This window comes from Prochlorococcus marinus XMU1408 (assembly GCF_003208055.1).
Lineage (GTDB): Bacteria > Cyanobacteriota > Cyanobacteriia > PCC-6307 > Cyanobiaceae > Prochlorococcus_B > Prochlorococcus_B marinus_A.
On the sequence record NZ_QJUE01000002.1, the window covers coordinates 422627 to 444115 of the forward strand.

The 21489-nt window shown below is 32.8% G+C and carries 25 protein-coding genes; 12 read left to right on the forward strand and 13 right to left on the reverse strand.

Annotation, left to right across the window (positions count from 1 at the left end; genetic code table 11):
• The first annotated feature begins 178 nt into the window (after positions 1–178).
• Positions 179–733: a DoxX family protein gene (locus DNJ73_RS03750; RefSeq protein ID WP_158466370.1), complete on the forward strand. Its 555-nt coding sequence runs from the start codon at positions 179–181 to the stop codon at positions 731–733.
• Positions 734–745: 12 nt separating this feature from the next.
• On the opposite strand, the gene DNJ73_RS03755 is transcribed toward DNJ73_RS03750, so the two are convergent.
• Positions 746–1060: a hypothetical protein gene (locus tag DNJ73_RS03755; protein ID WP_158466371.1), complete on the reverse strand. Its 315-nt coding sequence runs from the start codon at positions 1058–1060 to the stop codon at positions 746–748.
• Positions 1061–1319: 259 nt separating this feature from the next.
• On the opposite strand from DNJ73_RS03755, the gene DNJ73_RS03760 reads away from it, so the two are divergent.
• Entirely contained in the window at positions 1320–1523 is a 204-nt protein-coding gene (locus DNJ73_RS03760; protein WP_158466372.1) for a hypothetical protein, read from the forward strand.
• A gap of 142 nt (positions 1524–1665) precedes the next feature.
• Positions 1666–1872, forward strand: a complete 207-nt coding sequence (locus DNJ73_RS03765; RefSeq protein ID WP_158466373.1) for a hypothetical protein — start codon at positions 1666–1668, stop codon at positions 1870–1872.
• Positions 1873–1896: 24 nt separating this feature from the next.
• Here the strand turns inward: DNJ73_RS03765 and DNJ73_RS03770 are convergent, their stop codons facing one another.
• From DNJ73_RS03770 to mnmH, 3 genes are read right to left on the reverse strand one after another with little or no spacing between them, the layout of a single operon-like run.
• On the reverse strand, positions 1897–2973 hold the full coding sequence (locus DNJ73_RS03770) for an AI-2E family transporter (RefSeq protein ID WP_158466374.1): 1077 nt from the start codon (positions 2971–2973) through the stop codon (positions 1897–1899).
• 1 nt (position 2974) lies between these two features.
• Positions 2975–3325, reverse strand: coding sequence for a photosystem II reaction center protein Psb28 (gene psb28, locus DNJ73_RS03775; protein WP_158466375.1), 351 nt, complete (start codon positions 3323–3325; stop codon positions 2975–2977).
• A gap of 41 nt (positions 3326–3366) precedes the next feature.
• Complete coding sequence (mnmH, locus tag DNJ73_RS03780) at positions 3367–4419, reverse strand: tRNA 2-selenouridine(34) synthase MnmH (protein WP_158466376.1); 1053 nt, start codon at positions 4417–4419, stop codon at positions 3367–3369.
• A gap of 39 nt (positions 4420–4458) precedes the next feature.
• On the opposite strand from mnmH, the gene DNJ73_RS03785 reads away from it, so the two are divergent.
• Both DNJ73_RS03785 and DNJ73_RS03790 read left to right on the forward strand, forming a co-directional pair.
• A complete protein-coding gene (locus tag DNJ73_RS03785; protein WP_158466377.1) occupies positions 4459–5175 on the forward strand; it encodes a GUN4 domain-containing protein in 717 nt (238 codons plus the stop codon).
• Between the two features lie 126 nt (positions 5176–5301).
• Positions 5302–5694 carry an ATP-binding protein gene (locus tag DNJ73_RS03790; protein WP_158466378.1) on the forward strand — a complete coding sequence of 131 codons (393 nt, stop codon included), beginning with the start codon at positions 5302–5304 and terminating at the stop codon, positions 5692–5694.
• Positions 5695–5698: 4 nt separating this feature from the next.
• Here DNJ73_RS03790 and DNJ73_RS03795 read toward each other — a convergent pair whose 3' ends face one another.
• The 3 genes from DNJ73_RS03795 to glnA form a co-directional block, all read right to left on the reverse strand.
• Entirely contained in the window at positions 5699–5956 is a 258-nt protein-coding gene (locus tag DNJ73_RS03795) for a DUF6439 family protein (RefSeq protein ID WP_158466379.1), read from the reverse strand.
• Positions 5957–5994: 38 nt separating this feature from the next.
• The gene (locus tag DNJ73_RS03800) at positions 5995–7056 is read right to left on the reverse strand and encodes a class I SAM-dependent methyltransferase (RefSeq protein WP_158466380.1); all 1062 of its coding nucleotides are present in this window, start codon (positions 7054–7056) and stop codon (positions 5995–5997) included.
• Between the two features lie 139 nt (positions 7057–7195).
• A complete protein-coding gene (glnA, locus tag DNJ73_RS03805; protein ID WP_158466381.1) occupies positions 7196–8617 on the reverse strand; it encodes a type I glutamate--ammonia ligase in 1422 nt (473 codons plus the stop codon).
• A gap of 235 nt (positions 8618–8852) precedes the next feature.
• On the opposite strand from glnA, the gene DNJ73_RS03810 reads away from it, so the two are divergent.
• Positions 8853–10013, forward strand: a complete 1161-nt coding sequence (locus DNJ73_RS03810) for a pyridoxal-phosphate-dependent aminotransferase family protein (protein WP_257473317.1) — start codon at positions 8853–8855, stop codon at positions 10011–10013.
• Here the strand turns inward: DNJ73_RS03810 and DNJ73_RS03815 are convergent.
• Positions 9996–10508 carry a nucleoside deaminase gene (locus tag DNJ73_RS03815; RefSeq protein WP_374027159.1) on the reverse strand — a complete coding sequence of 171 codons (513 nt, stop codon included), beginning with the start codon at positions 10506–10508 and terminating at the stop codon, positions 9996–9998. The two genes, DNJ73_RS03810 and DNJ73_RS03815, sit on opposite strands and share 18 nt — an antisense overlap.
• Positions 10509–10618: 110 nt before the next feature.
• Between DNJ73_RS03815 and DNJ73_RS03820 the strand changes: the two genes are divergently transcribed.
• Complete coding sequence (locus DNJ73_RS03820) at positions 10619–11989, forward strand: pyridoxal phosphate-dependent decarboxylase family protein (RefSeq protein WP_158466383.1); 1371 nt, start codon at positions 10619–10621, stop codon at positions 11987–11989.
• A gap of 112 nt (positions 11990–12101) precedes the next feature.
• Here DNJ73_RS03820 and DNJ73_RS03825 read toward each other — a convergent pair whose 3' ends face one another.
• The 3 genes from DNJ73_RS03825 to DNJ73_RS03835 are packed head-to-tail and all read right to left on the reverse strand — an operon-like array spanning position 12102 to position 14672.
• Positions 12102–13655, reverse strand: a complete 1554-nt coding sequence (locus tag DNJ73_RS03825; protein WP_158466384.1) for a DUF697 domain-containing protein — start codon at positions 13653–13655, stop codon at positions 12102–12104.
• Positions 13656–13665: 10 nt separating this feature from the next.
• Positions 13666–14166, reverse strand: a complete 501-nt coding sequence (lspA, locus tag DNJ73_RS03830) for a signal peptidase II (protein WP_257473318.1) — start codon at positions 14164–14166, stop codon at positions 13666–13668.
• Complete coding sequence (locus tag DNJ73_RS03835; RefSeq protein WP_257473319.1) at positions 14163–14672, reverse strand: biotin transporter BioY; 510 nt, start codon at positions 14670–14672, stop codon at positions 14163–14165. The genes lspA and DNJ73_RS03835 overlap by 4 nt, the downstream gene beginning before the upstream one ends.
• A gap of 167 nt (positions 14673–14839) precedes the next feature.
• Here DNJ73_RS03835 and DNJ73_RS03840 point away from each other — a divergent pair, with 167 nt between their 5' ends.
• On the forward strand, positions 14840–15061 hold the full coding sequence (locus DNJ73_RS03840; protein WP_158466386.1) for an NAD(P)H dehydrogenase assembly family protein: 222 nt from the start codon (positions 14840–14842) through the stop codon (positions 15059–15061).
• 20 nt (positions 15062–15081) lie between these two features.
• On the opposite strand, the gene DNJ73_RS03845 is transcribed toward DNJ73_RS03840, so the two are convergent.
• Positions 15082–16290: a M16 family metallopeptidase gene (locus DNJ73_RS03845; protein ID WP_261792584.1), complete on the reverse strand. Its 1209-nt coding sequence runs from the start codon at positions 16288–16290 to the stop codon at positions 15082–15084.
• A 41-nt stretch (positions 16291–16331) separates the two neighbouring features.
• The gene (locus DNJ73_RS03850) at positions 16332–17564 is read right to left on the reverse strand and encodes a M16 family metallopeptidase (RefSeq protein WP_158466388.1); all 1233 of its coding nucleotides are present in this window, start codon (positions 17562–17564) and stop codon (positions 16332–16334) included.
• A 372-nt stretch (positions 17565–17936) separates the two neighbouring features.
• On the opposite strand from DNJ73_RS03850, the gene DNJ73_RS03855 reads away from it, so the two are divergent.
• Genes DNJ73_RS03855 through DNJ73_RS03870 form a run of 4 tightly spaced genes read left to right on the forward strand, consistent with a single transcriptional unit; the run spans position 17937 to position 21473 of the window.
• Positions 17937–18662, forward strand: coding sequence for a phycocyanobilin:ferredoxin oxidoreductase (locus DNJ73_RS03855; RefSeq protein WP_158466389.1), 726 nt, complete (start codon positions 17937–17939; stop codon positions 18660–18662).
• A 2-nt stretch (positions 18663–18664) separates the two neighbouring features.
• Complete coding sequence (locus DNJ73_RS03860) at positions 18665–19576, forward strand: efflux RND transporter periplasmic adaptor subunit (protein ID WP_158466390.1); 912 nt, start codon at positions 18665–18667, stop codon at positions 19574–19576.
• Positions 19573–20748: an ABC transporter permease DevC gene (gene devC / locus DNJ73_RS03865; RefSeq protein ID WP_158466391.1), complete on the forward strand. Its 1176-nt coding sequence runs from the start codon at positions 19573–19575 to the stop codon at positions 20746–20748. Before DNJ73_RS03860 ends, devC begins: the two co-directional genes overlap by 4 nt.
• A gap of 32 nt (positions 20749–20780) precedes the next feature.
• Positions 20781–21473, forward strand: coding sequence for a DevA family ABC transporter ATP-binding protein (locus DNJ73_RS03870; protein WP_158466392.1), 693 nt, complete (start codon positions 20781–20783; stop codon positions 21471–21473).
• Positions 21474–21489 lie beyond the last annotated feature (16 nt).

Here is a 21489-nt window from a genome sequence, read left to right on the forward strand (position 1 = left end):
TTATATACTTTGCGAAAGGCTGTTATGACCTATCGATTTATTTAATTATTTTTATCACTAGCACTGCTAAATATCCTAGCGAGTAAGTACTAATACTCATTCGCTAGACTCTCTGATTTTTGTTTCCACGCTTTATGTCCTGGTACAACTAAAGTTCATTCAATTGTTATAGGTCAAATTGCTTAATTCAATTTTTTACGAATCAATATTGAAGGATTTTGCGTTTCTAGTTTTAAGGGTGTTTACAGGAGCTCTGCTAATCCATCATGGTTTTGAAAAATTAAATGACATAAACAATTTTGCTGATGCATTTGTCCGCCCTCTTCACTTGCCCTTTCCTGTGACTCTTTCTTACGTTGCAGCCGCCTCGGAAATTGGTGGCAGTTGGTTGTTGATTCTTGGCCTTGGTACCAGATTAGGTGCGACTGCAATATTAGGAACTATGAGCGTTGCTATTTACCATGCAGTCGTTACCTCAGGTTTTAACATATATTTGCTAGAGCTTCTAGCTCTCTATTTTGCTTCTGCTTTTTCAATAATTTTGTTAGGTCCTGGAATGTTTTCTGCTGATTATCTGATAAAAGAAATCTTTAAAAATAAATTTGATTTTACTGGTTACATTTTTAGTCAGAGATTATCTAATAGTAACTTACCAATTAATGAAAATAGATCAGTTTCTATAAAAAGGAAGAGATCATTTTCTTTTCCTTTAAGTAATTTCTTGTCCTCTTAGCGAAGTAATACATTATTTATCTCTAAATTCTTTTTTTTTCATTGACAAGTAAAACCACATCCAAGTTGGTAAAGTAATAAAAAAGCCTATTAAAATAATATAACTTTTGGTTGTATCCCATGCTGCTTCATCACAAGCTTCTTTTATTTTATAGGAAGGGTTTACTTTGCTGCCAAGGCTTCTACATATATTTAGCCCATGAATACTAAGTGTCCCATATGTTATAGCTGTAGGGACAGTAGCAAGAAATATTGCAAGTATTAAATTGCCTAGCCTCAGATTGAGGTCTTTCCTTTTTTGTTGATCCATATATACATTTTTATCCATATCTATGATAAGGCGCAGTATATTTCTTATTTTTTTACAAAACACTTGCCATTCTTTCGGTTTTTCTTTAATTCCTTCTCCTGTACTTTTTAAATTTAAATTTTTTTTTGTAATTATTAGCTTTATAACTTTTAAGTTGTTAACTAGCTAAAAAGTTTTGGTATAAGTTGTGCTTTTATAAACTTTGTTAATTTCCAGATGCTTAATATACTTATCTTAGGTTAAAGTTAAAGTCTAGTAGCGATTAATCTATTTTATAATGTCTACCAGCAAGAGAGAGGAAGTTAGTTCTCATTTGCGTTATATCAGGCAAGAACTTAGAGATTTGGATCAAATGCTTGGCCAACATGGTTTGCTGCCTGAGTTGTCAGAGCTGAAGGAGGTCTACAATTCTTTGGATGCTTTACATCAACTACTTTCAGGTAAAGTTAAAAAGAAACCTAAGCCTGAGTTTGATGATTGATATCATCAATAAATATTCGAATATGAATTGAAATTTTTGTGTTTATTTGACTTAATCTTTAAAATTTTGTTGAAGATTATTTTTTTAGACTTGCATAAAAAAAAACTAGTAACAATATATATAAAGGAAATCACTTGATTTAATGAGTGAAGAAACTTGGAAAACTCAGTATAAGCAATGGAAAAAATTAAAACCATATCAAATTAAACTGATTGATGATGGTCCTAAAAGTCAATCTCAGGCTTGGCTTCTAAATTCTATGTGGTGTGAATGGATGGATTTGAAAAGAATAAATGTCTCTGAAACCTTTAACAAAGGAGCTTCTTCCTGGACTGATCCTTGGGAATAATAAGTGGTGTTGCTTTCTTGTTTTTTAGGATTTATTTGTAAAATAATTTCTTTCTAATATGTCATGTATTATTACCTCTCTAAAGAATACTTGAATTACTACAGCCATTGGAATTGCTAATAATAAACCAAGTGGTCCCAAAATAATAGTGAATAAAAATTGTGCAGTGATTGTCAAGCCTGGAAGTAATTTGACTTGTTTTTGCATTATAGAAGGAGTAATTATATAGCTTTCTATATTTTGAATTACTATATATAAACCTAGAACAGCGAGCGATTTCCATGGGGTATCAAGCAAAGCAACCGACATGGGAAAAATAGTACTTATCGTTGGTCCAACATTTGGGATAACATTTAGAACCCCTGCTATTAAAGCATTAGCAATTACTAATTTTATCCCTAATAAATATAGTCCTATAGAAGAAAGTATTGCTACAAATATTGAACTTAATAAAACACCTGCCATCCAACTACTTAAGGAATTACCACACTTATATAATATATTCCTTGCACGTCTTCTGTAAAAAGATGGGACTAATAATATAGCTACCTCTCTATAGGAATTTGGCTGTAAAGTTATCATTAAGCCAACTGAAATTATAAAGAATAATTGAATTATACCTATGCCTACGTTGCTAGCTAAGCTGATAATCTTTGTAATACTTTCAGTTACTCCATTGGCCAGACTTGCACTATCAGGAATAATACTAAGCTTATTTGTTAATAATGACCTATCCGCTAATTCGGGTATATTATCTTTATATATGATTTCAGTGATATCGAAAAATGTATTTATTGAAAGTTCCCATAACTTGCTAACAGCTGATGGTATTTGATTTATAAGCTCCTCAAATTCACTAGAAAACTGTGGTATTATTATTACTATTGAAATACTTAATATTAGTATTATAGATATTAACGTTATGCCAAACGCGGCCCACCTGGGAATAGAGAATATACTTCGAATTTTTCCTATAACTGTACAAAGAGCCATAGATAAAATTATTGCTGCAAAAAATAGTATTAGTATTTCTTTTAAACTTAATAAAATCAATATTGAAGTAATTAATGCTGCAATTGATAGCCAGTTAGTTGATTTCAAATTATTTATTTTTTAAATGAGTAAGTGAATTAGAATACCTTTCTGAAAAACGCATAAACCTTTCAAATTCTTTTTCTGACTTCCAATTATACGTAGATTTAACTTCTCTTATATGCGTTTCTGATATGGAAAGATCTATTTTCCTTGTAGATAGCTCACCTTCTTCATCAATTAGGTACATTTTCTGTATCGAGTTGAAATTTTCAAAAGTTATGCTTGAAGGTTTATAGAATTTATATATTGCTTGACCTTTCTTTCCATCAAGATTTCTAAATAAGCGTATTTCAGGTTGATCTTCTTCATCTTTCCCCTTTATAAATTGAATTGCTACTTTTTTATTGATGTTAGTCATATTTTTTAGATTAAATTAATAGATATCTTCTTGTTAAAGAACTATAAGGGATTGAGCCTCTCATTAAAAATTTTAATTAATGATGATTTCAAGCTTAAACCACTAAGATCAATTGAATTTATATTAGTTGTTTTTTTAAGTTCATATTCATAGCATCTATCGTAATAATCAAGCATGGCTTCACAGGCTTTTGACCAATCTTTGTTTTCAATTGCCATTAGTGCATCATTTGTTCTTTGTGGTCCTAATCTTTTCCTTATTCTATTTACAGCATCTTTTAATTCGCTTTGAGAGTTTTTACTGTAAACATTTACCAGGTTATCTATGCGCTCACTCGTAGTTCTGATTATCTCAAGGATGGGTGCCTTTTTCATTTTTATATATAAACTATTTGGTATTCGACATTTCCCTAGATTACAACTTTCAGCCTCAATCCATATTTCAGTAGCATTGCTTTTATAAAAGTTTTCCAGACATTCAGCGAGGAGATTTTCAAATTGTTGACTTGAGGGTTGCTTCTCCATCCCTAAAGAACCAAAACTACTTCCTCTATGATTTGCAATTCCTTCTAAATCAATCACATATATATATTCAATATTGATGTGTTTGAGCAGATCTGTTTTTCTAGTACCTGTTTTACCTCCTAAAAGCCTTATAGGTAAATCAGCCTCAAATTGATTTAATACCCATTTTCGATAGCTTTTGTATCCACCTTTTAACAAATAAGTCTGAATTCCAACTGTTCTTGCAAGCCAGGCAAAAGAACTAGATCTCATTCCTCCTCTCCAACAATATATTCTTAATGATTTTTTTTCTCCGTTTTCTTTATTAGTTATCTCTAGGATTTTATGCAACAGATTTTTTATGTTTGGAATGATCAGTTTTAAACCATTAAATATTGCCTTTAAGCGACTCTCTTTTTTGTAGCTTTTTCCTATTGACTCTCTTTCGCTGTCAGAAAACAACGGAATGTTGATGGCACCTGGCCAATGACCTTGGGAGTATTCAAGTGGACTTCTTACATCAACAATTGGACTATTTAAATTCCGAAAATCCGTTACTGGATAATATAAATTGGTAGGTTTCTCTGACATAGTGTTACTTCTCAGGTCATTGTAGGCCGACATTTGATCATGACTGACGAAAAACTACATCCAAATAAAGAAAGCATAAACGAGTTCATGGAGTCATTTAAATTGGCTTCAGAAAGGAAGCGACTAGGTTTATTAACTGTTTTGGAAACACGAGTTGAGGAGCTTCTGGCCCTTGGCCCATCAGTAATGGCTGGATTTGATTCTGATGTATGTGATTGGACCCCTGGCTTTATTCTGCAACTCATCCATAAGACTGATGAGAATTTCATAAAAAATAATCTTGACTGCAATGACCTTGCTTGGTTTACTGCTCCATCTGAGGTCGGATATGATTATTCACCTCTACAAAGATATTTATTAAATGAAAGTTTTGAGGAGGCTGACCGCTTTACAAGTTCAAAACTTAGAGAGCTTGCAGGTGAAAAGGCAGTAAAAAGAGGATATGTTTATTTCTCTGAGGTTGATTCTATCTCTGGAATTGATTTGTCAACTTTAAATAAACTATGGATTGTTTATTCTCGGGGAAAATTTGGTTTCACAGTACAAGCAAAAATATTAGATTCAGTAGGAGGAAGATATGACAAATTGTGGCCTCGTATTGGTTGGAAAAAAGATGGTATATGGACTAGATATCCCAAAGCTTTTAATTGGTCGATTGAAGCCCCGAATGGTCATATGCCATTGGTAAACCAACTCAGAGGTGTTCGATTGATGGATTCTTTGTTGAATCATCAGGCTTTAGTAGCTAAAAGCTAACGAAATTAATTATTAATGTTATTTTTTTCCATAGAATACTATTTTGACTTAAGTTAAAAATATATATTTTATGATTAGACCAGTTTTTTAGTTAAAGATTAATTTACAAAAGATGTCTAAGTAATTGTGGAGTCTTCAAAAAATTGGGTTGTATTTATTCAGCCCTCTACTTTAAAACTAGCACCCTTTATTGAGACTCTTTTAGAGCCTGTAATTTGTAAAGAAACGGCAAAAAGAATTGAATTGGGACTGCATGAAGCTCTTGTGAACGCAGTGGTACATGGAAACTTATCAAATCCTAAAAAAAATATTCGAGTTAGAAGAATACTTACGCCGAACTGGTTTGTTTGGCAAATTCAAGATGAAGGAATAGGGATAGTTGAAAAAAAAAGAATTAGTTCTTTACCTCTTGAAATTGATGCTAATAGTGGAAGAGGGATATATTTAATTCATAAATGTTTTGATGATGTTCGATGGAGTAGGAAAGGAAACAGACTGCAGTTATCACTTAGGAAATAAATATTCAATGACTTTTGCATCCTGTATCTTTTATATCTTCTTTTATCCACAATATTGCTTGCTGAAGTAAATTTTCGACCTCTTCTTCATCTCCTTCGTTAATTAATTGTGATATTGCTGAAATAATTAATTCAGCGCTTCTTCTATATTTATTTCCCCTGAATTTATGCCAATTGTAATTATCAAGACTGATTTCATTATGAAGCTCTTTCGCAAGGATCTTTGCTTTCTCTGACCAAATTGATTGATTTTTTTTCATCATAATCTTTTATTTTATTTACATCTTATGATTGCTTATATTTAAGCAGGCTTGTTTGCTTTCCATACTTTAGTCATAAAGTGAGATTCAGAAGATATTGATGTGAATCCACTTTCCTCAAGTCTTAAATCGATATTATCTATTATGTAGTCCCTGTAATAAGGCTCATGAAATATTTTGTGGAAGTTTTCCATTATGTCAGTGAATTTTGGCGAATCCTCTATTTGGATTGAATCAGCAAGTATTAGAGTCCCTCCTGGCTCTAATAATCTAAAGCATTCTTTTAAAACATTCTTTCGTGCATTCCGAGGAAGTTCGTGAAATAGAAAAACACAGGTTAATGCTTGAAAACTACTTGATTCGTAGGGCATGTTTTCTGCATTACCTCTAGTCAACTGAACTAGATCGCCGCTTCTAGAACTTAAATATTTACTTGCTTGTTTTAAATATGATCCTGATAAATCAATTCCATAAAGTTCTACTTCAGGCAATGCACTTTGTATTTGTTGTAATGTTCTTCCAGTTCCAGTGGCGATGTCTAAAACTTTTATTTTCTTAGATTTTTCAGATAAATATTTTTTTACCCCTCTTTTTAATGGGGCTAAGACTCTTCTTCGCATAGAATCAGCAGTTCCATTAAAAAGAATTTCAACTTGTAAATCATAAATTTCTGCGGAATGCTCACTTAAGTAACCATCTGTTTGGTGATGAAAATTTTGTAAATAATAATTAGGGTAATCATCTTCGTTCACGCTTCTAGGAATTTCTCTTGTCTGATTCTTCTTACGCCTATTCCAAGTTTGAGGCATATCTAGCCAAACTAATGGATATTTCTTCGCCCATTCCAACCAAGGGGCTTCGAACAGTAGAGATTTTGGGTAAACCCCTGCTTCTGCTTCTTGCCAATCGATTCTTTCTAAATTTTCCATTGAGCGTCTAACTTCTTTAATTAAATCTTTATCAACTGGAAATTTTTCAGGTGCTGCTTCAGGTGCAAAAACTTCCATTAGTTTGGTACTTAACTCTTTATGAGCTAATCCAGCAAGTGTTTTACCCTGTTGAAGTGTGTGATACGCAATTTTTTTAAGGCTTGGCGCTGCCATGACCCTTTGAATAATTTCCTTATTATCTAACAGATTTGATTGCCTAGTGACGAATTAACTAAAAAAATTTTAAGGTCCATGTAAATTGTGTTGTTACTATGGACCTGAAAATTCGTACTTAAAAAATAATCAACAAAAATTATGCGTCGTAGTACATTGTGAATTCATGTGGATGAGGTCTTTGTCTTAGTTGTTGAACTTCCTCGTATTTGAGATCTATCCAGTTATCAATGAAATCATCAGTAAATACTCCTCCTTCAGTTAAATATTTGTTATCACTTTTTAATGCCTCTAATGCATCATTCAAAGAAGATGGGACAGTGTCTATTTTCGATAATTCATCGGAAGGAAGCTCAAAAAGATCAACGTCAACTCCATCTCCAGGATCAATTTGATTTTTGATTCCATCAATACCTGCCATCATCATTGCTGAAAAAGCAATATAAGGGTTTGCTAAAGCATCTCCTGATCGGAATTCGAGTCTCTTTGCTTTTGGACTGGGTCCAGTTAAAGGAATCCTTACCGCAGCAGATCTATTTCCTTGTGAATAAACTAAATTTACTGGAGCTTCGAAACCTGGAACTAATCGTTTGTAACTATTAGTGGTTGGATTAGTAAATGCGAGGAATGAAGGAGCGTGCTTAAGTATTCCGCCTATATACCATTTCGCTGTTTGGGAAAGATTTGCATAAGTTCCTTCCCCGTAAAATAAAGGTTCTCCGCTTTTCCATAAACTTTGGTGAACATGCATCCCAGTTCCATTATCATTGAAGACTGGTTTGGGCATGAAGGTTGCAGTTTTTCCATATTTCTTCGCCACATTCCTTACTATATATTTGTAAATCATCACATTGTCTGCAGCGTTAATTAGTGGAGCAAATTTCATCCCTAATTCATGTTGACCTGCTCCTGCTACTTCATGATGATGTTTCTCTATTGGTATTCCCAACTCACCCATCAATAGCAGCATCTCAGATCTCATGTCTTGAGCAGTATCGTTAGGTGAGACAGGAAAATAACCTTCTTTTAGTTGGATTTTGTATCCGAGGTTTCCCCCTTCTTCTACTCTCCCTGTGTTCCAAGGTGCTTCTATGGTGTCAACGCTATAAAAACTGCCACCTTCTCCTGAGTTATATCTAACATCATCAAAAATGAAGAATTCAGGCTCAGGGCCAAAAAATGCAGCATCGGCAACACTAGTACTTCCTAAATAATCCAAAGCTTTTTGAGCCAATGCTCTTGGACATCTGGCATAAGGTTGGCCGCTTCTGGGCTCTTGAATGGAACAAATTAAACTAAGTGTTTTGTGATTGTAAAAAGGATCTATCCAGCTGGTTGAAGGGTCAGGTACCATTGCCATATCAGATTCATTTATGGCTTTCCATCCACGAATAGAAGACCCATCAAATGCAAGTCCTTCTGTGAAAGAACTCTCCTCAATGAGATCGGAAGCAACAGTTAAATGTTGCCACTTGCCATGTAGGTCAGAGAATTTTAAATCTATTAGCTCAATGCCCTCGTCCTTAATTTGACGAAGAACATCTTGAGAGGTCTTGCTCATGATGAATTTAATTTGCAGCAGAGATACTTAATTATGAACGTAATTAGCAGTTGAATCTCTTTTTGTATCAACAAGTACTTTTTTTAGACTTTTAATAGAAAACTTCGATTGTTTTTCGACCTTTATAACCTAAAAAAAAAAATTCTAACTAATTCCTATTGCAATCCCTAAAAAAAACACCCCGACATTGCCTATCGCCTTTTAGGCTCTGATACATATAAACATATCTGTTTTCTTGTCCACTCAAATTCTTCCTTCTGTTGATAATCAACATCGCAAAGATTTTGGTCCAACTGTTTCTCCTGAACGGTTATTGCTTGGGCCAGGCCCATCAAATGCAGATCCTGCAGTTTTAAAGGCCCTTTCTCAACCCCCTATCGGTCATCTGGATCCTTTTTATGTCGATTTGATGAGTGAAGTTCAAGAGTTACTTAGATATGCATGGCAGACAAGCAATCGACTAACACTTCCAATGAGTGGGACTGGTAGTGCAGCAATGGAAGCTACATTAGCGAATGTTGTTGAGCCAGGAGATAAGGTTTTAGTTGCTATAAAAGGATATTTTGGGCATCGACTTGCTGATATGGCTGGGAGATATAAGGCAAATGTTGAAACCATTCATAAAGATTGGGGAAATGCATTTTCTCTTGAAGAGATTGAAACTGCTCTCAAAAAGCATAACCCTGCAGTCTTAGCGATTGTTCATGCGGAGACTTCAACAGGAGTTTGTCAGCCTATGAATGGGATTGGCGATTTATGCAGAAAATATAATTGTTTACTTTTAGTCGACACAGTAACATCTTTGGGAGGAGTGCCTCTCTACTTGGATAAGTGGAAAATTGATTTAGCTTATAGTTGTAGTCAAAAAGGATTAAGTTGCCCGCCTGGATTAGGTCCTTTTTCAATGAATGAAAGAGCTGAAGAAAAAATGAGTAATAGAAAAGATAAGGTTCCAAATTGGTACTTGGATGTCTCTTTGTTAAATAAATATTGGGGAAGCGATCGAGTGTATCATCACACTGCTCCAGTTAATATGAATTTTGGTATTCGTGAAGCTCTCAGACTATTAGCTGAAGAAGGTTTAGATGTTTCATGGGATAGGCATAGTAAAAATGCTAAATCACTTTGGAGTTCATTAGAAAATATTGGTTTAGAATTACATGTTAAAGAGGAATTGCGCTTACCTACATTAACTACTGTAAAAATCCCTAAGGGCGTTGATGGTAAAGCCTTTACAAAGCATTTACTAAATAATTTTGGTGTTGAAATAGGTGGAGGCCTAGGAGATTTGGCTGGAAAAGTATGGAGAATTGGTTTGATGGGATATAACTCAACTTCTATGAATGTGGATAAGATAATAAATATTTTTGAAACGGAATTACCTAAATTTAGATGAAAGATTTTTTTTAGCCAAAATTCTTTTGCTTTGAAACCAATCCACGATTAGTTTTCTTGATTCTTTTTCCATTACGCCTCTTTCAATCAACATTTTGTGGTGGGCACTTTTATGTTCGGCAAGATTAATAGTTCCGCCAAGTGCACCTCTTTTAGGGTCTTCAGATCCATAAATAATTCTCCCCATTCTTGCCTGTATTAAAGCTCCTGCACACATTGGACAAGGCTCCAGATTTACTATCAATGTACAGTCATTAAATCTCCAATCATTATTTATCCAAGAAGCTTGTCGGAGAGCAACTAACTCAGCATGACCTAAAGGATCTTTCATTGACTCCCTCCTGTTCCCTCCATATCCGATACATCTCCCTTTATTGTCGAGAATTACTGCAGCAATTGGTACTTCTCCTCTCTGACCTACAAGTTTTGCTTTAGATAACAATCTTGTCATCCATTCTATTTTTTCTTGCTTACTAAGTGAGATTGGGTTTGACAATTTTTTAGATGTTTCGAGAATTATCAAATAAAATGGTTACTAAAAGATTAATCATTTTTTTTTTGGTTTGAACTGGATCATCCAATACTACAAATACAGACTTATTTTCTTTGGACCCTTTCGCTTCGCCTCACAATTTAGATAAACAATTACACTCTTTACTTGTAGAAGCCTCGAGTAATCTCTGTGATTGGCTTGCTGAGTCTGGAACTCAAGGTCCAATGCCGGATTCATTTGATTTACCTGAGATTCCTCCACAAAGAGAGGGAGTTTCTAATAAAGATTTATTGAAGGAGCTTCAATTATTGATGGATGGGGCATACAGACCATCTCATCCAGGAGCGCTTGCTCATTTAGACCCACCTCCTCTATCGGCATCAATTGTGGGAGAGCTTATTTGTGCAACTTTAAATAATAATCTTTTAGCCGAAGAATTATCTCCTAGCTTGTCATCTTTGGAAAGAAATCTGTGTAAATGGTTTTGCGAGAAATTAGGTCTTGGAAAATCAGCAGGAGGTGTTGCGGCTAGCGGGGGAAGTTTAAGTAATTTGATGGCATTAGTAATGGCAAGAAATATAGCTGGTCTCGAGAGTGATTCAGGCGCAGTCTTTTTAGCTAGTGAAGATTGCCATGTCTCACTATTAAAAGCTGTTCGTATTATGGGTTTGCAGAAAGAAGCTTTAATAAAAGTCCCAACTGATGAAAAAGGTAAATTAAATATTTCTTGCTTATCTTCTATTTTAAAAAAAATAAAATCCAATGGTAAAAATTGTTTCGCCCTGGTTGCAACAGCAGGGACCACAGTAAGAGGAGCTATTGATCCATTAAGTGAAATAGCTCAATTTTGTCAAAAGAATAATATCTGGCTTCATGTTGATGGAGCTATTGGTGCAATTTATGGACTTTCATCAATCACTTCAGAACTTCTTCAAGGTATATCTTTCGCTGACTCCGTAACTGTCAATCCTCAGAAATTATTGGGTATTGCAAAAACTTCTTCTTTACTGTTAGTAGCTAATAAGAATCATCTTTCGTCTTCTTTTTCAACTGGATTACCTTATGTAGAACCACTCATAGGAAATGATTTTCATGGAGGAGAACTTGGAATTCAGGGAACTCGGTCTGCAGAGGCTTTGAAATTATGGATTGGTCTAAGACAATTAGGAGAAGAAGGTATTGAACAAATACTTTTGGATTCAATTAAACGAAGAAATTTTTTAGAATCAATTATTGATTCTAAAAAATTTCAAATAATATCTGGTCCGCTTCATCTCTTAGCATTATCACCCATCAACTATAATTCTTATCAGGCCTCTGATTGGTCTATAAAAACAAGAAAATACTTATTATCTAAAAAGTTTATGCTTTCAAGACCATATTATGGAGATAGGCATTATTTAAAAGCTGTTATGGGAAACCCTAATACTAAATTTAACGATTTAAAACTTCTAGCCGAGCTTATTAATCATTCAATTATTTGATATTAAATGAATAAAGATTTCTTTAATAAAAAAAATTTATTAGCTTTAATAACAGCTTCTATATCGATTCTTATTGGATTAATTTACTTGGCAATTGTTTTCTTTTTAGATTTTAGAGGACCGATGAGTCCCCCTCCCTCTGATGCCTTGATTTCGGTGGTAACTTTTTAAATTTTTTTTCAACTATCGGATCAATAACCCTTTCATAAGCTCTTCGAATAAAACTTTTAAAGTATTCATCTCTTTTATTTAAATTGTAATGATATTCAACAACTTCTTGTATACCTCCATCACCCCAATTTTGGTTTTGTTGGAAATAAGTTATAAAACTTGCTCCAGCAACTCTAGTAAGCCAAGAAACACTTACACCTTGAATTACTTTGCTAACAATAAATGTTGGCAATGATAAACTTAACGTTGAGCTTATTAGAGAAACTCCACCTTTAACTAAACCCATAGTAGCAAGTATTTTACATACAGAAATTGCTAAAGCCTTCGCCTTTTCATTGGTGATTTCAACTCCATAAATTTTTGCTATTTCAATTACCATTTGTGCATTTACAGCCGCTGCAGCGATCATATCTACAACCGGTAATGGTGTTAGTATTAAAGCTCCGCCACTGAGCCAACCATACTTATCAATACATTTTTTAGCTGATTGACTTCTTTGTTTGACTAATAACCTTTTTCCTTCTTTACCCAGATTACTGCACTGAAGTAAAATATTATCAGCGATTAACTCTTCACCTTCTTCATATAATATCTTTGCTAATCTTCTAATTAAACTATTTATTTCTGGAGTTGGCTGATAGGGCCTTTTCCCAGGTATTGCGATTGTCTGAGGTGAGGCGGATGTACAGATAATATCTTCCGGATTAATAAAATCATTACATCTTGCATTGAGAATATCAATTAATCTTTTTTCTTCATTCTCTCCTCTTAAATCAATTTTGTTAAGTACAAGTAAAAGCCTCTTTCCTACATTAGATAAATTCCTAATTGTTTTTGTTTCTTCAGATCGTAAATCACCTTCAATTACTACTAACATTAAATCAGCTTTACCTGCTTGTATTAAGGCACTTTTTTCCCTTTCTCTGCCATCTTTACCAGCTTCTAAAATACCAGGTGTATCAATTATCCTTATTCCCCTGTTAAGTCCTTTCAGTTTAAGTCTGAAGGATTTTTTTTCTTTTGTAGTGCCCATTTCGGGGCTAACTTCACCAACTATTTTATTTAGCAAAGCCCTTATTAGTGAAGTTTTACCACTCGAACCAATTCCAAAGACTACTAAAATAATATCTCCTCTCTCTAACTCTAATGAAACTCTATTCTTTTCATCTGTTAGAGCTTTAACTTTAACTTTGTCATTGATTAATTTGATTATCTCATCGATACCTTTTAATGATTTTCCTGCAGCTTCTTTCTTACTTGTAAGCGAAAATTTATGAATTTTTTTATCGCCTTTAATTTTGAAGAGGGAATTTACAATTCTTTTCCACCATTCAATTCTTTTGTAATAACTTAAGCCGGCAATTATTATAAATGTTATTAATATAGAAGGGATGTTTATTAATCTAATTATTGCTCCTATAATGCCTACAAGAATTAGGCAAATTAGGAATATTAATATAAAGAATAATATTGTTTTTGAGTTATTTTTTTTCATTTAATAAATATTATTTAATTTTTTTATTTCTTATAGTGTTCTTTAATTGATCTTTTGAAGTAATAATATCAATTGTAAAACATATTATGGCAATATTTATTGATATATCTGCTATATTAAAAATTGGGAAATGGATAGGAACTAATTCAAAAAAATCTATTACATATCCTTTTAAAAGTCTATCTATCCCATTCCCAGCTGTGCCGCCTAAAAGACATGCGATTCCAATAGAGTTCCAATAAGATCTTGGTGGAGATTTTAATATAATAATAACTAAGAGTAATGAAGCTATTAAACTTATAATAGTAAGAAATATGGTCGAATTGCTAAACAGACTAAATGCAGCACCCTTGTTTTTTACTACTGTGAAGTTCAATAATTTTGGAACAATATTTATAGATCTTTCAAACCCTAATAAGGTTAATACAGAGAACTTACTGATTTGATCTAATAAAATAATATAAAAAGAATAAATAATCAGTTTTATTCTTCTATTCTTAAATGTATTCATTTTAGTATTAATATACGTTTTAATAATATAGATAGTAGACTTACTGAAAGGCATAATAACAATTGACTTGGAAATGGAATAAAAGTATTTATTAAAATTAAATCAAATAAATTATCTGTCCAGTTGCCAAATATTTTAGCAATGACTAGGTAAATAATACCTATAATATGCAAAATGAATAATGAAAAAATCGTATAAAATGAATAATTGATTAAATTAGGGTATGAATCTCTTTTAGCTAGAAAACCGCAAGTCCATGCTGCAGGAATAAATCCTAATAAGTATCCAAATTCTTGAGTTAAAATATATCCAACACTCCCTCCTCCGTGAAACACTGGTAAATAGAATAAACCTATAAACAAATAGGAAATAGCGCTAATTGTTCCTATTTGTGGTCCGCATACAAGCGAAGTCAAAAGGAGCCCCTGAATTTGCCAATTGCTATGAAGTGGAATAATTGAAAGAGAGAGGTCTTTGTAAGGTAAAATTATCGATGATGGGATCATTGCGCAAATTATGATTAACATTACGCCTGTTATAGCTTTTGCCCAACTACTAAATAGGTGCAATGAATTTAATTAACAGATCTTATATAGTATTATTTACAAATTGATTGAGATGTCAATAAAATCATTTACAAGTTTTTAACTGCTCTTGAAATCATTTAATGATAATGAAATTTTCAATAGGTGAAAAGGTTTCCTTGCAAGTTCCTATGCAATATTTGAAAACGATAGATTCTATATCTATGTTAAGACCTCCAGACCTAGTATCACTTGATGAGGTCGGCATAATAATAGGAATAAGGCCAAATGATTTATTAGAGGTGAAATTTAGAAGAGGAGATTTTTTGATTCCTGCCGAAAGACTTAAGATTATTGAAAAAGATAACTAATAAATATCAGGATATATAATTCATATATTCCATTTCTTACATACCTTCTGAATAACTTCTTTATTGCTGCATATACTTAGACAAGGATCTTTTAAATATTTATTTGCTGCATTCCTAATCTCTTTGCTACTTATACGTTCAAGACGATATAGAATTTCTTTGTCATGATCCTTTGTGAGACCAATTCCTAAAAGATGTGCTTTATGTTCTGCTCTTTGACTAACACTCTGCAAAGAATGCGCAATTTGACCTCGATACTTTATCTTTAAAAGATGTAATTCTTCTGCTGATATTTCATTATCGATAATTGTTTCCCAACATTCTTTTAATAGCTGAAGAGTAAACACTGCTTTCTCTTCAGTGGTAGAAGCATGCATTAGAAATGGTGTTTTATTCTCTCTAATTGGATGATAAATACCTGCTTCATATACTACCCCATATTTTTCTCTAAGAACCTTAAATAATATACTTGACATTCCATAACCTAAGTAACAAGATATTAATCTAAGCAAAATATCTTCTTCATTGTTGTATCTAATTGTTGCTTTTCCTAGAAGAAGTATTACTTGTTGCGTTCTTAAAGATTTTGTGTAGATATTTTTATTTTGATGAATTATAAGGTCTGAACTTTTAAGAATCTCGCTTATATTTTTGTCTGCTAAATTACTTTGATTTATCTTCTCAAATGCTTTTGAATTCTTTATGTAATTATCAATGTCATCAGGAAAATGACCTGAAATTACTAAGTTTTTTTTTCTAATCAGTAAAGATTTAGCTATTGGCAATATGTGTTTTCTTTCTAATTTATTTATATCTTTAATTGATCCAAGTGGATCATGCCCATAAGGACCATTAGCGTATATCATTTTTCTCCAACCATCAAATGCTATTTGGTATGTACTTTCCTTTTGTCTTTTAATTGCTTTGATTGTTAGATCCTTTTCTAATTCAATCTGATCTTCTTCTAGAGTAGGTTGTGTAATCATCCAACCAATTAATGGGATAAGTTTGTATGCATCACTTTCAATGCATTTAAGACTTATGAGAAGGCCATCCTCATATGTATCGCAGTTTAGAATTGCTCCAGAACTTTCTACTATATCTGCAAGTTGATTATTATTATAGGGTCCGCATCCTCTAAGGATTGTTGAGCCTATAATTTGATGGATGCCTTTTTTATTTTTTGGATCAGATCGACTTCCATCTTCTATCCATAGTTTTGCTGACATTATATTTTTGATATTGCATTTGTCTAGAACTATGTTCATACTTATTTTCCGGGTTCAGCTATTAATGTAAATGAATTTTCTGGATTAAATAATGGAAAGATAAATTCATTTAAACGTTCTGATGTCCAATATGAGATCTCTTTTATAGATTCTAATATCGAATGATTCCGTCCCCAAAGAGCCTGACTACCTAAAGTTGAAGCAATTTGAGTACTTAATTCAAGATTAAAGTAAATATTATTTAAGACTAACTTTTTTGCTCGATCTAGCTCATTTTTATTGAATAAATTTTTAGTTGACTCTTTAAGAATATTATTGACTTCACTTTCAGCAATTTTAAGATTTTCTAATGAACAATATGTATCTAGAAGTATTAATCCACCTTCTTCAAGAATTTGTAAATCTATTTCAATTGATTCAATAATACGTTTTTCTTCTCTCAACTTTCTAACAATAAGACTACTTCTACCCTCGCACAAAATTGTGGCGGCAATTTCCACACCTAAAATTAGTCGCTGTTCTTTTGCAGGAGGTAATTTCCAAGCTTTCACGATTCTTGCCCCTTCAAGTCTAGGAACAACTTCTTTTTTGTAACCTTTATTAAAATTTAATTGATTATTTGTAGTTGAGTCTTCTTTTATTATTTTTAATTGTTGTAATTTACTATTATTAATTATTGAATAAATTTCTTTAGGTATCTTACCTGCTATGCATAGGGTGCAATTCTTACCAACATAATGATTTTCGTGAAATAGTTTCATTTGTTTGGGTATTATATTTTTAATAGTTTTCTTATCTCCTAAGATTGGCCTTGAATATCTATGAGGCGAACAACATTCTTTTAATAAGTTCATATAAATAATTTCATCTGGTTGATCAATATTTTGTGCGATTTCTTCTAAAACCACTTCTTTCTCCATCTCAAAGGCTTCTTTTTCGATTTTAGGAAATAATAATAATTCTAAAAGTAGGCTTAGTGCTTCTTCTAGTTTCTCTGGTGGCACTAGAACGTGATAGTGAACATCATCTAGTCCAGTTGCAGCATTACTACTCCCACCAAGTGATTCAATCTTTAAATCAAATTCACCTTCTTCAAGATTTTTGCTCCCTTTAAATATCATATGCTCTAAGAAATGTGCCATCCCTTCTTCATTTCTTGATTCACAATTACTACCCCCTTTGCACCAAAAATCAATACATGTCAATGTTGAGTCTTTCATATCAGCTACAATACATGTAGCTCCGTTTGGCAATAACCAATGATCGACATCCATTCCAGTTGATTTAATGATGGCTAATTATTTATGCTATATGAATATATACTAGTAAGATTTATGATCTTTAAAGAAGAGTAAGTTTTTAATTTCATAAATTGCTAAAAATATAAATTTAATATTTAGATATTTTTGATAGCTGTGTTGAATAGTATATTTTGATAGTTCTATTTATTGATTTTATTATTAAGCGGACTTTTTATATGATATGAGTAAAAACTTTGAAATTGCTCATTATTGACTTTTTTAGCTAAAAAGTTTCTTTCTTCCTTCGATAAAGCCAGATTAATTATATAATATTTGTTAGAGGTATCTATATTTAATGATTACTTATGACTCTTATTCAAACCCTTTTACCTCAAGTTCTAAGTTTTGAAGTCAATTTTTAGCGCTCAAAGTAAGTTTCATCCTATTTTGCTTGATGCCATAGAACTTATAAAAAGTAGAATCAATTCTTTACCTGATGTTGAATCTCTTGATTTTGATCCGAAATTGTGTGAGATCTACGGCAAGCTTGATAATGAGGATTTATTTATTGTTAATGAGTTTTTTCAAGCTAAAGGATTTAGAAAAATACATTTGGAAGTTGCACAACTCGGAAAATCATTACAGATACTACACTGTGTTTTTTTTCCAAACCCATGCTTCGAGCTACCTATATTTGGCGTCGATTTAGTTATTAGTTCAAATAAAATTTCAGCGGCCATTGTTGATTTATCACCTGTAGGAGAACAAATGGATCATCTATTAATTACTCAGATGGAATCATTAGAAGTTCCTAAATTTAAAGAACCTAGGATTCTGCCTGATTGGGGATATATTTTTTCTCCATATGTATGTTTCATAAGACCAGTTGATTTATGCGAACAAAAATCATTTTTAAAACTTATTGATGAATACTTATTAGTTTTACAAGTTTTGCTTATTAGTGTTAAAATCGATGAATATAATTCTTTAGATACTATTAATAGATTTAAATATCAAAAATTATATTGCTCAAATCAAAAACGTAATGATAAGACTAGGAGTATCTTAACTAGATTTTTTGGATCATCATGGGCTGATGAATACATTAATAAAATCTTATTTGAGTGTTAGAAATGTTTAAAAACTTCTCTTTTAAATTCATAGCAATTTCATGTTTAACCCCTTTCTGCTTGGTTATATTTTATGGATGTAGTAATAAGTTTCAAAAAACGAATCAACTTGTAAACAATAATGAAGTAATTGAAAAGGTACAAGGTGTGGCAGCTTTAGGTCAATTAAATCCCTTTGGGGAAGTTAGAAAATTAGCTGCTCCCACTAGTGGAATGGGTGGAACCCCAAGATTATCTAAATTATTAGTTCAAGAAGGCGATCTTGTTATTAAAGATCAAATATTGGCTGTTTTTGATAATCGTCCTAAACTTGAGGCTGATTTAGCAATTGAATTTGCTAATTTAAGTATATTAATGAATGAAATTATAATCCAAAAAAGGGAAATCAATAGATATCAAATGCTTGTAGATAAAGGTGCAGTAGAAATTATTTTTTTAGATAAGATGAAAGATGATTTAACTATTCTAGAGGTTAGGAAGATAAAGCTAGAAGCCTCTGTTGAAGCAATTAATTTCGACTTAGAGCAATCACAATTAAAAAGTCCAATTGATGGAATTGTTCTCCAAATTTTTACTCGTGAGGGAGAGAGGTCAGATTCCTCTGGTGTCCTTAGTGTTGGTGCTAATAAATTAATGGAAGCACTTATAGAGGTATATGAATCTGATATTGATCGAGTTGAGATAGGTCAAGTTGTTGATTTGATTAGTGAAAATGGAGGATTTAGTGGCTCTTTAACAGGTCAAGTGAGTTTGATCAGCCCGCAAGTGAGGCAAAGACGAGTCCTCTCAACCGATCCTACTGGCGATGCTGATTCAAGAGTCGTTGAGGTTAGAGTCAAGCTTGATAATTCATCAGCTGAAAAGGTTGCTCATTTGACTGGAATGAAAGTAATAGCTCGTTTTAAACCAAAGTGAATTTAAAAACAATTTTTGAAAAACGAAAAATACCTCTTGCTTGGCTGTTATTAACAAGACAACCTTTAAGAATATTGGTAGCTATTGCAGGAATATCATTCGCCGGAATATTGATGTTTATGCAATTAGGTTTTAGAGACGGTTTATTTGATGCAAGTGTTACTGTTCACAAGTTGTTTAATGCAGACCTGGTATTAATTAGCCCTCGTTCAAAAAGTTCAATAAGTATGAGTGGTTTTCCGCGAAGAAGATTAGTTCAAGCCATGGCTCATCAAGATGTTATTGGAACAACTGCAGTAAATTGGAATTTTCTACTTTGGCGAAATCCCGAGAATTTATCAACAAGATCTATTCTTGCTTTAGGTTTTGAACCAAGTAAGCCACTTTTAATTGATTCTGATTTTGAGAGAAAGGCTCAAACTCTAAAAAATAAAGGAAGGGTTTTGTTTGATGATCTTTCCAGAGATGAATTTGGTCCTATTGCAGAATGGTTTAAAGCTGGGCGTTTGGTAGAGACTGAAGTCGCTGGTAAAAGAGTAAGAGTGTCTGGGATAGTTAGTTTAGGTCCATCATTTGGTGCAGATGGGAATTTAATAACAAGCAGCGAAACTTACTTAGATTTGTCTCCAGGGAATCCTCAAGGAAGTATTGAAATTGGCTTGGTAAGATTAAAGAAAGGGACTGATATTGAAAAAGTTGTACGCTCCTTGAATTTAAGTTTACCAAGTGATGTTAAGGTAATGTCTTTAAATTCCTTTATAGAATTTGAGAAGAATTATTGGAAAAGTAGTACATCGATTGGTTTTATTTTTACATTGGGAGCTGCAATGGGATTCATTGTTGGGTGTGTAATTGTTTATCAGATACTTTATAGTGATGTAAGTGACCATTTACCAGAATATGCAACCTTAATGGCAATGGGGTATAACCTAAGAAGTCTTTTAGGGATTGTAGCTAGGGAGGGATTTATTTTGTCAATTATGGGATATATTCCTGCTTATATTTCAGGGCAAGCTTTATATGCTTTAGTTAGATCTTCAACTAAATTACCTGTCGAGATGAGTTTTAGTAGAGCATCAATTATATTTTGCTTGATACTTTTTATGTGTATGGGGTCTGCCTTAGCAGCTATGAAAAAATTGGCAGATGCTGATCCTGCAGAGATATTTTGATAAAAAGTTTCAATATCTAAATATAATTAATTATGAATAATTTAAATAAAAATACTTTAAAAATTGTTTCTTTGAATCATTGGTATGGGCATGGAGAAATGAGAAGGCATGTTCTTCAGTCCATTTCAATGGAAATTTCTCCAGGTGAAGTCGTTTTACTCACTGGGCCTTCAGGCTGTGGAAAAACAACGCTTCTTACTTTGATTGGTGCACTTCGTAAAGTTCAAGACGGTAATGTAAAGGTATTTGGGAAACAGCTTTACGGAGCCAGCAGGAAAACTAGGCAGAATCTTAGGAAAAATATTGGCATGATTTTTCAGGGGCATAATCTTTTGAGATGTCTTACTGCTGAACAAAATGTCCAAATGGGTGCTGACCTGTTAACTGGATTCTCATATAAAGCTAGAAGGGCACAGTCTAGAGAATGGCTCAGAGCTGTTGGATTAGAAGATCACATGTCTAAGCTTCCTCATGATTTATCAGGTGGCCAAAAACAGCGTGTTGCTATTGCCAGGGCACTTGCCGCCAGACCAAAACTGTTGCTAGCAGATGAACCAACTTCTGCTTTAGATAGTTCAACCGGTAGAGAGATTGTGGATTTATTAAAAAAACTAGCCTTAGAACAATCCTGTTCAGTATTGATGGTTACTCATGATCCGAGAATATTAGATGTAGCAGATCGTCTCTTACAAATGGAAGATGGCCAATTATTGCCCACTGTTTAGTAAATTATATAGATAT

Coding starts and splice junctions, on each gene's coding strand:
- lspA (WP_257473318.1), bottom strand. CDS start 14,166: ATGAATACATTTAAGAATAGAAGAATAAAACTGATTATTTATTCTTTT.
- DNJ73_RS03785 (WP_158466377.1), top strand. CDS start 4,459: ATGACTGACGAAAAACTACATCCAAATAAAGAAAGCATAAACGAGTTC.
- DNJ73_RS03760 (WP_158466372.1), top strand. CDS start 1,320: ATGTCTACCAGCAAGAGAGAGGAAGTTAGTTCTCATTTGCGTTATATC.
- DNJ73_RS03800 (WP_158466380.1), bottom strand. CDS start 7,056: ATGGCAGCGCCAAGCCTTAAAAAAATTGCGTATCACACACTTCAACAG.
- DNJ73_RS03870 (WP_158466392.1), top strand. CDS start 20,781: ATGAATAATTTAAATAAAAATACTTTAAAAATTGTTTCTTTGAATCAT.
- DNJ73_RS03825 (WP_158466384.1), bottom strand. CDS start 13,655: ATGAAAAAAAATAACTCAAAAACAATATTATTCTTTATATTAATATTC.
- psb28 (WP_158466375.1), bottom strand. CDS start 3,325: ATGACTAACATCAATAAAAAAGTAGCAATTCAATTTATAAAGGGGAAA.
- DNJ73_RS03755 (WP_158466371.1), bottom strand. CDS start 1,060: ATGGATAAAAATGTATATATGGATCAACAAAAAAGGAAAGACCTCAAT.
- DNJ73_RS03840 (WP_158466386.1), top strand. CDS start 14,840: ATGAAATTTTCAATAGGTGAAAAGGTTTCCTTGCAAGTTCCTATGCAA.
- DNJ73_RS03850 (WP_158466388.1), bottom strand. CDS start 17,564: ATGGATGTCGATCATTGGTTATTGCCAAACGGAGCTACATGTATTGTA.
- glnA (WP_158466381.1), bottom strand. CDS start 8,617: ATGAGCAAGACCTCTCAAGATGTTCTTCGTCAAATTAAGGACGAGGGC.
- DNJ73_RS03835 (WP_257473319.1), bottom strand. CDS start 14,672: ATGATCCCATCATCGATAATTTTACCTTACAAAGACCTCTCTCTTTCA.
- DNJ73_RS03860 (WP_158466390.1), top strand. CDS start 18,665: ATGTTTAAAAACTTCTCTTTTAAATTCATAGCAATTTCATGTTTAACC.
- DNJ73_RS03795 (WP_158466379.1), bottom strand. CDS start 5,956: ATGATGAAAAAAAATCAATCAATTTGGTCAGAGAAAGCAAAGATCCTT.
- mnmH (WP_158466376.1), bottom strand. CDS start 4,419: ATGTCAGAGAAACCTACCAATTTATATTATCCAGTAACGGATTTTCGG.
- DNJ73_RS03765 (WP_158466373.1), top strand. CDS start 1,666: ATGAGTGAAGAAACTTGGAAAACTCAGTATAAGCAATGGAAAAAATTA.
- DNJ73_RS03845 (WP_261792584.1), bottom strand. CDS start 16,290: ATGTCAGCAAAACTATGGATAGAAGATGGAAGTCGATCTGATCCAAAA.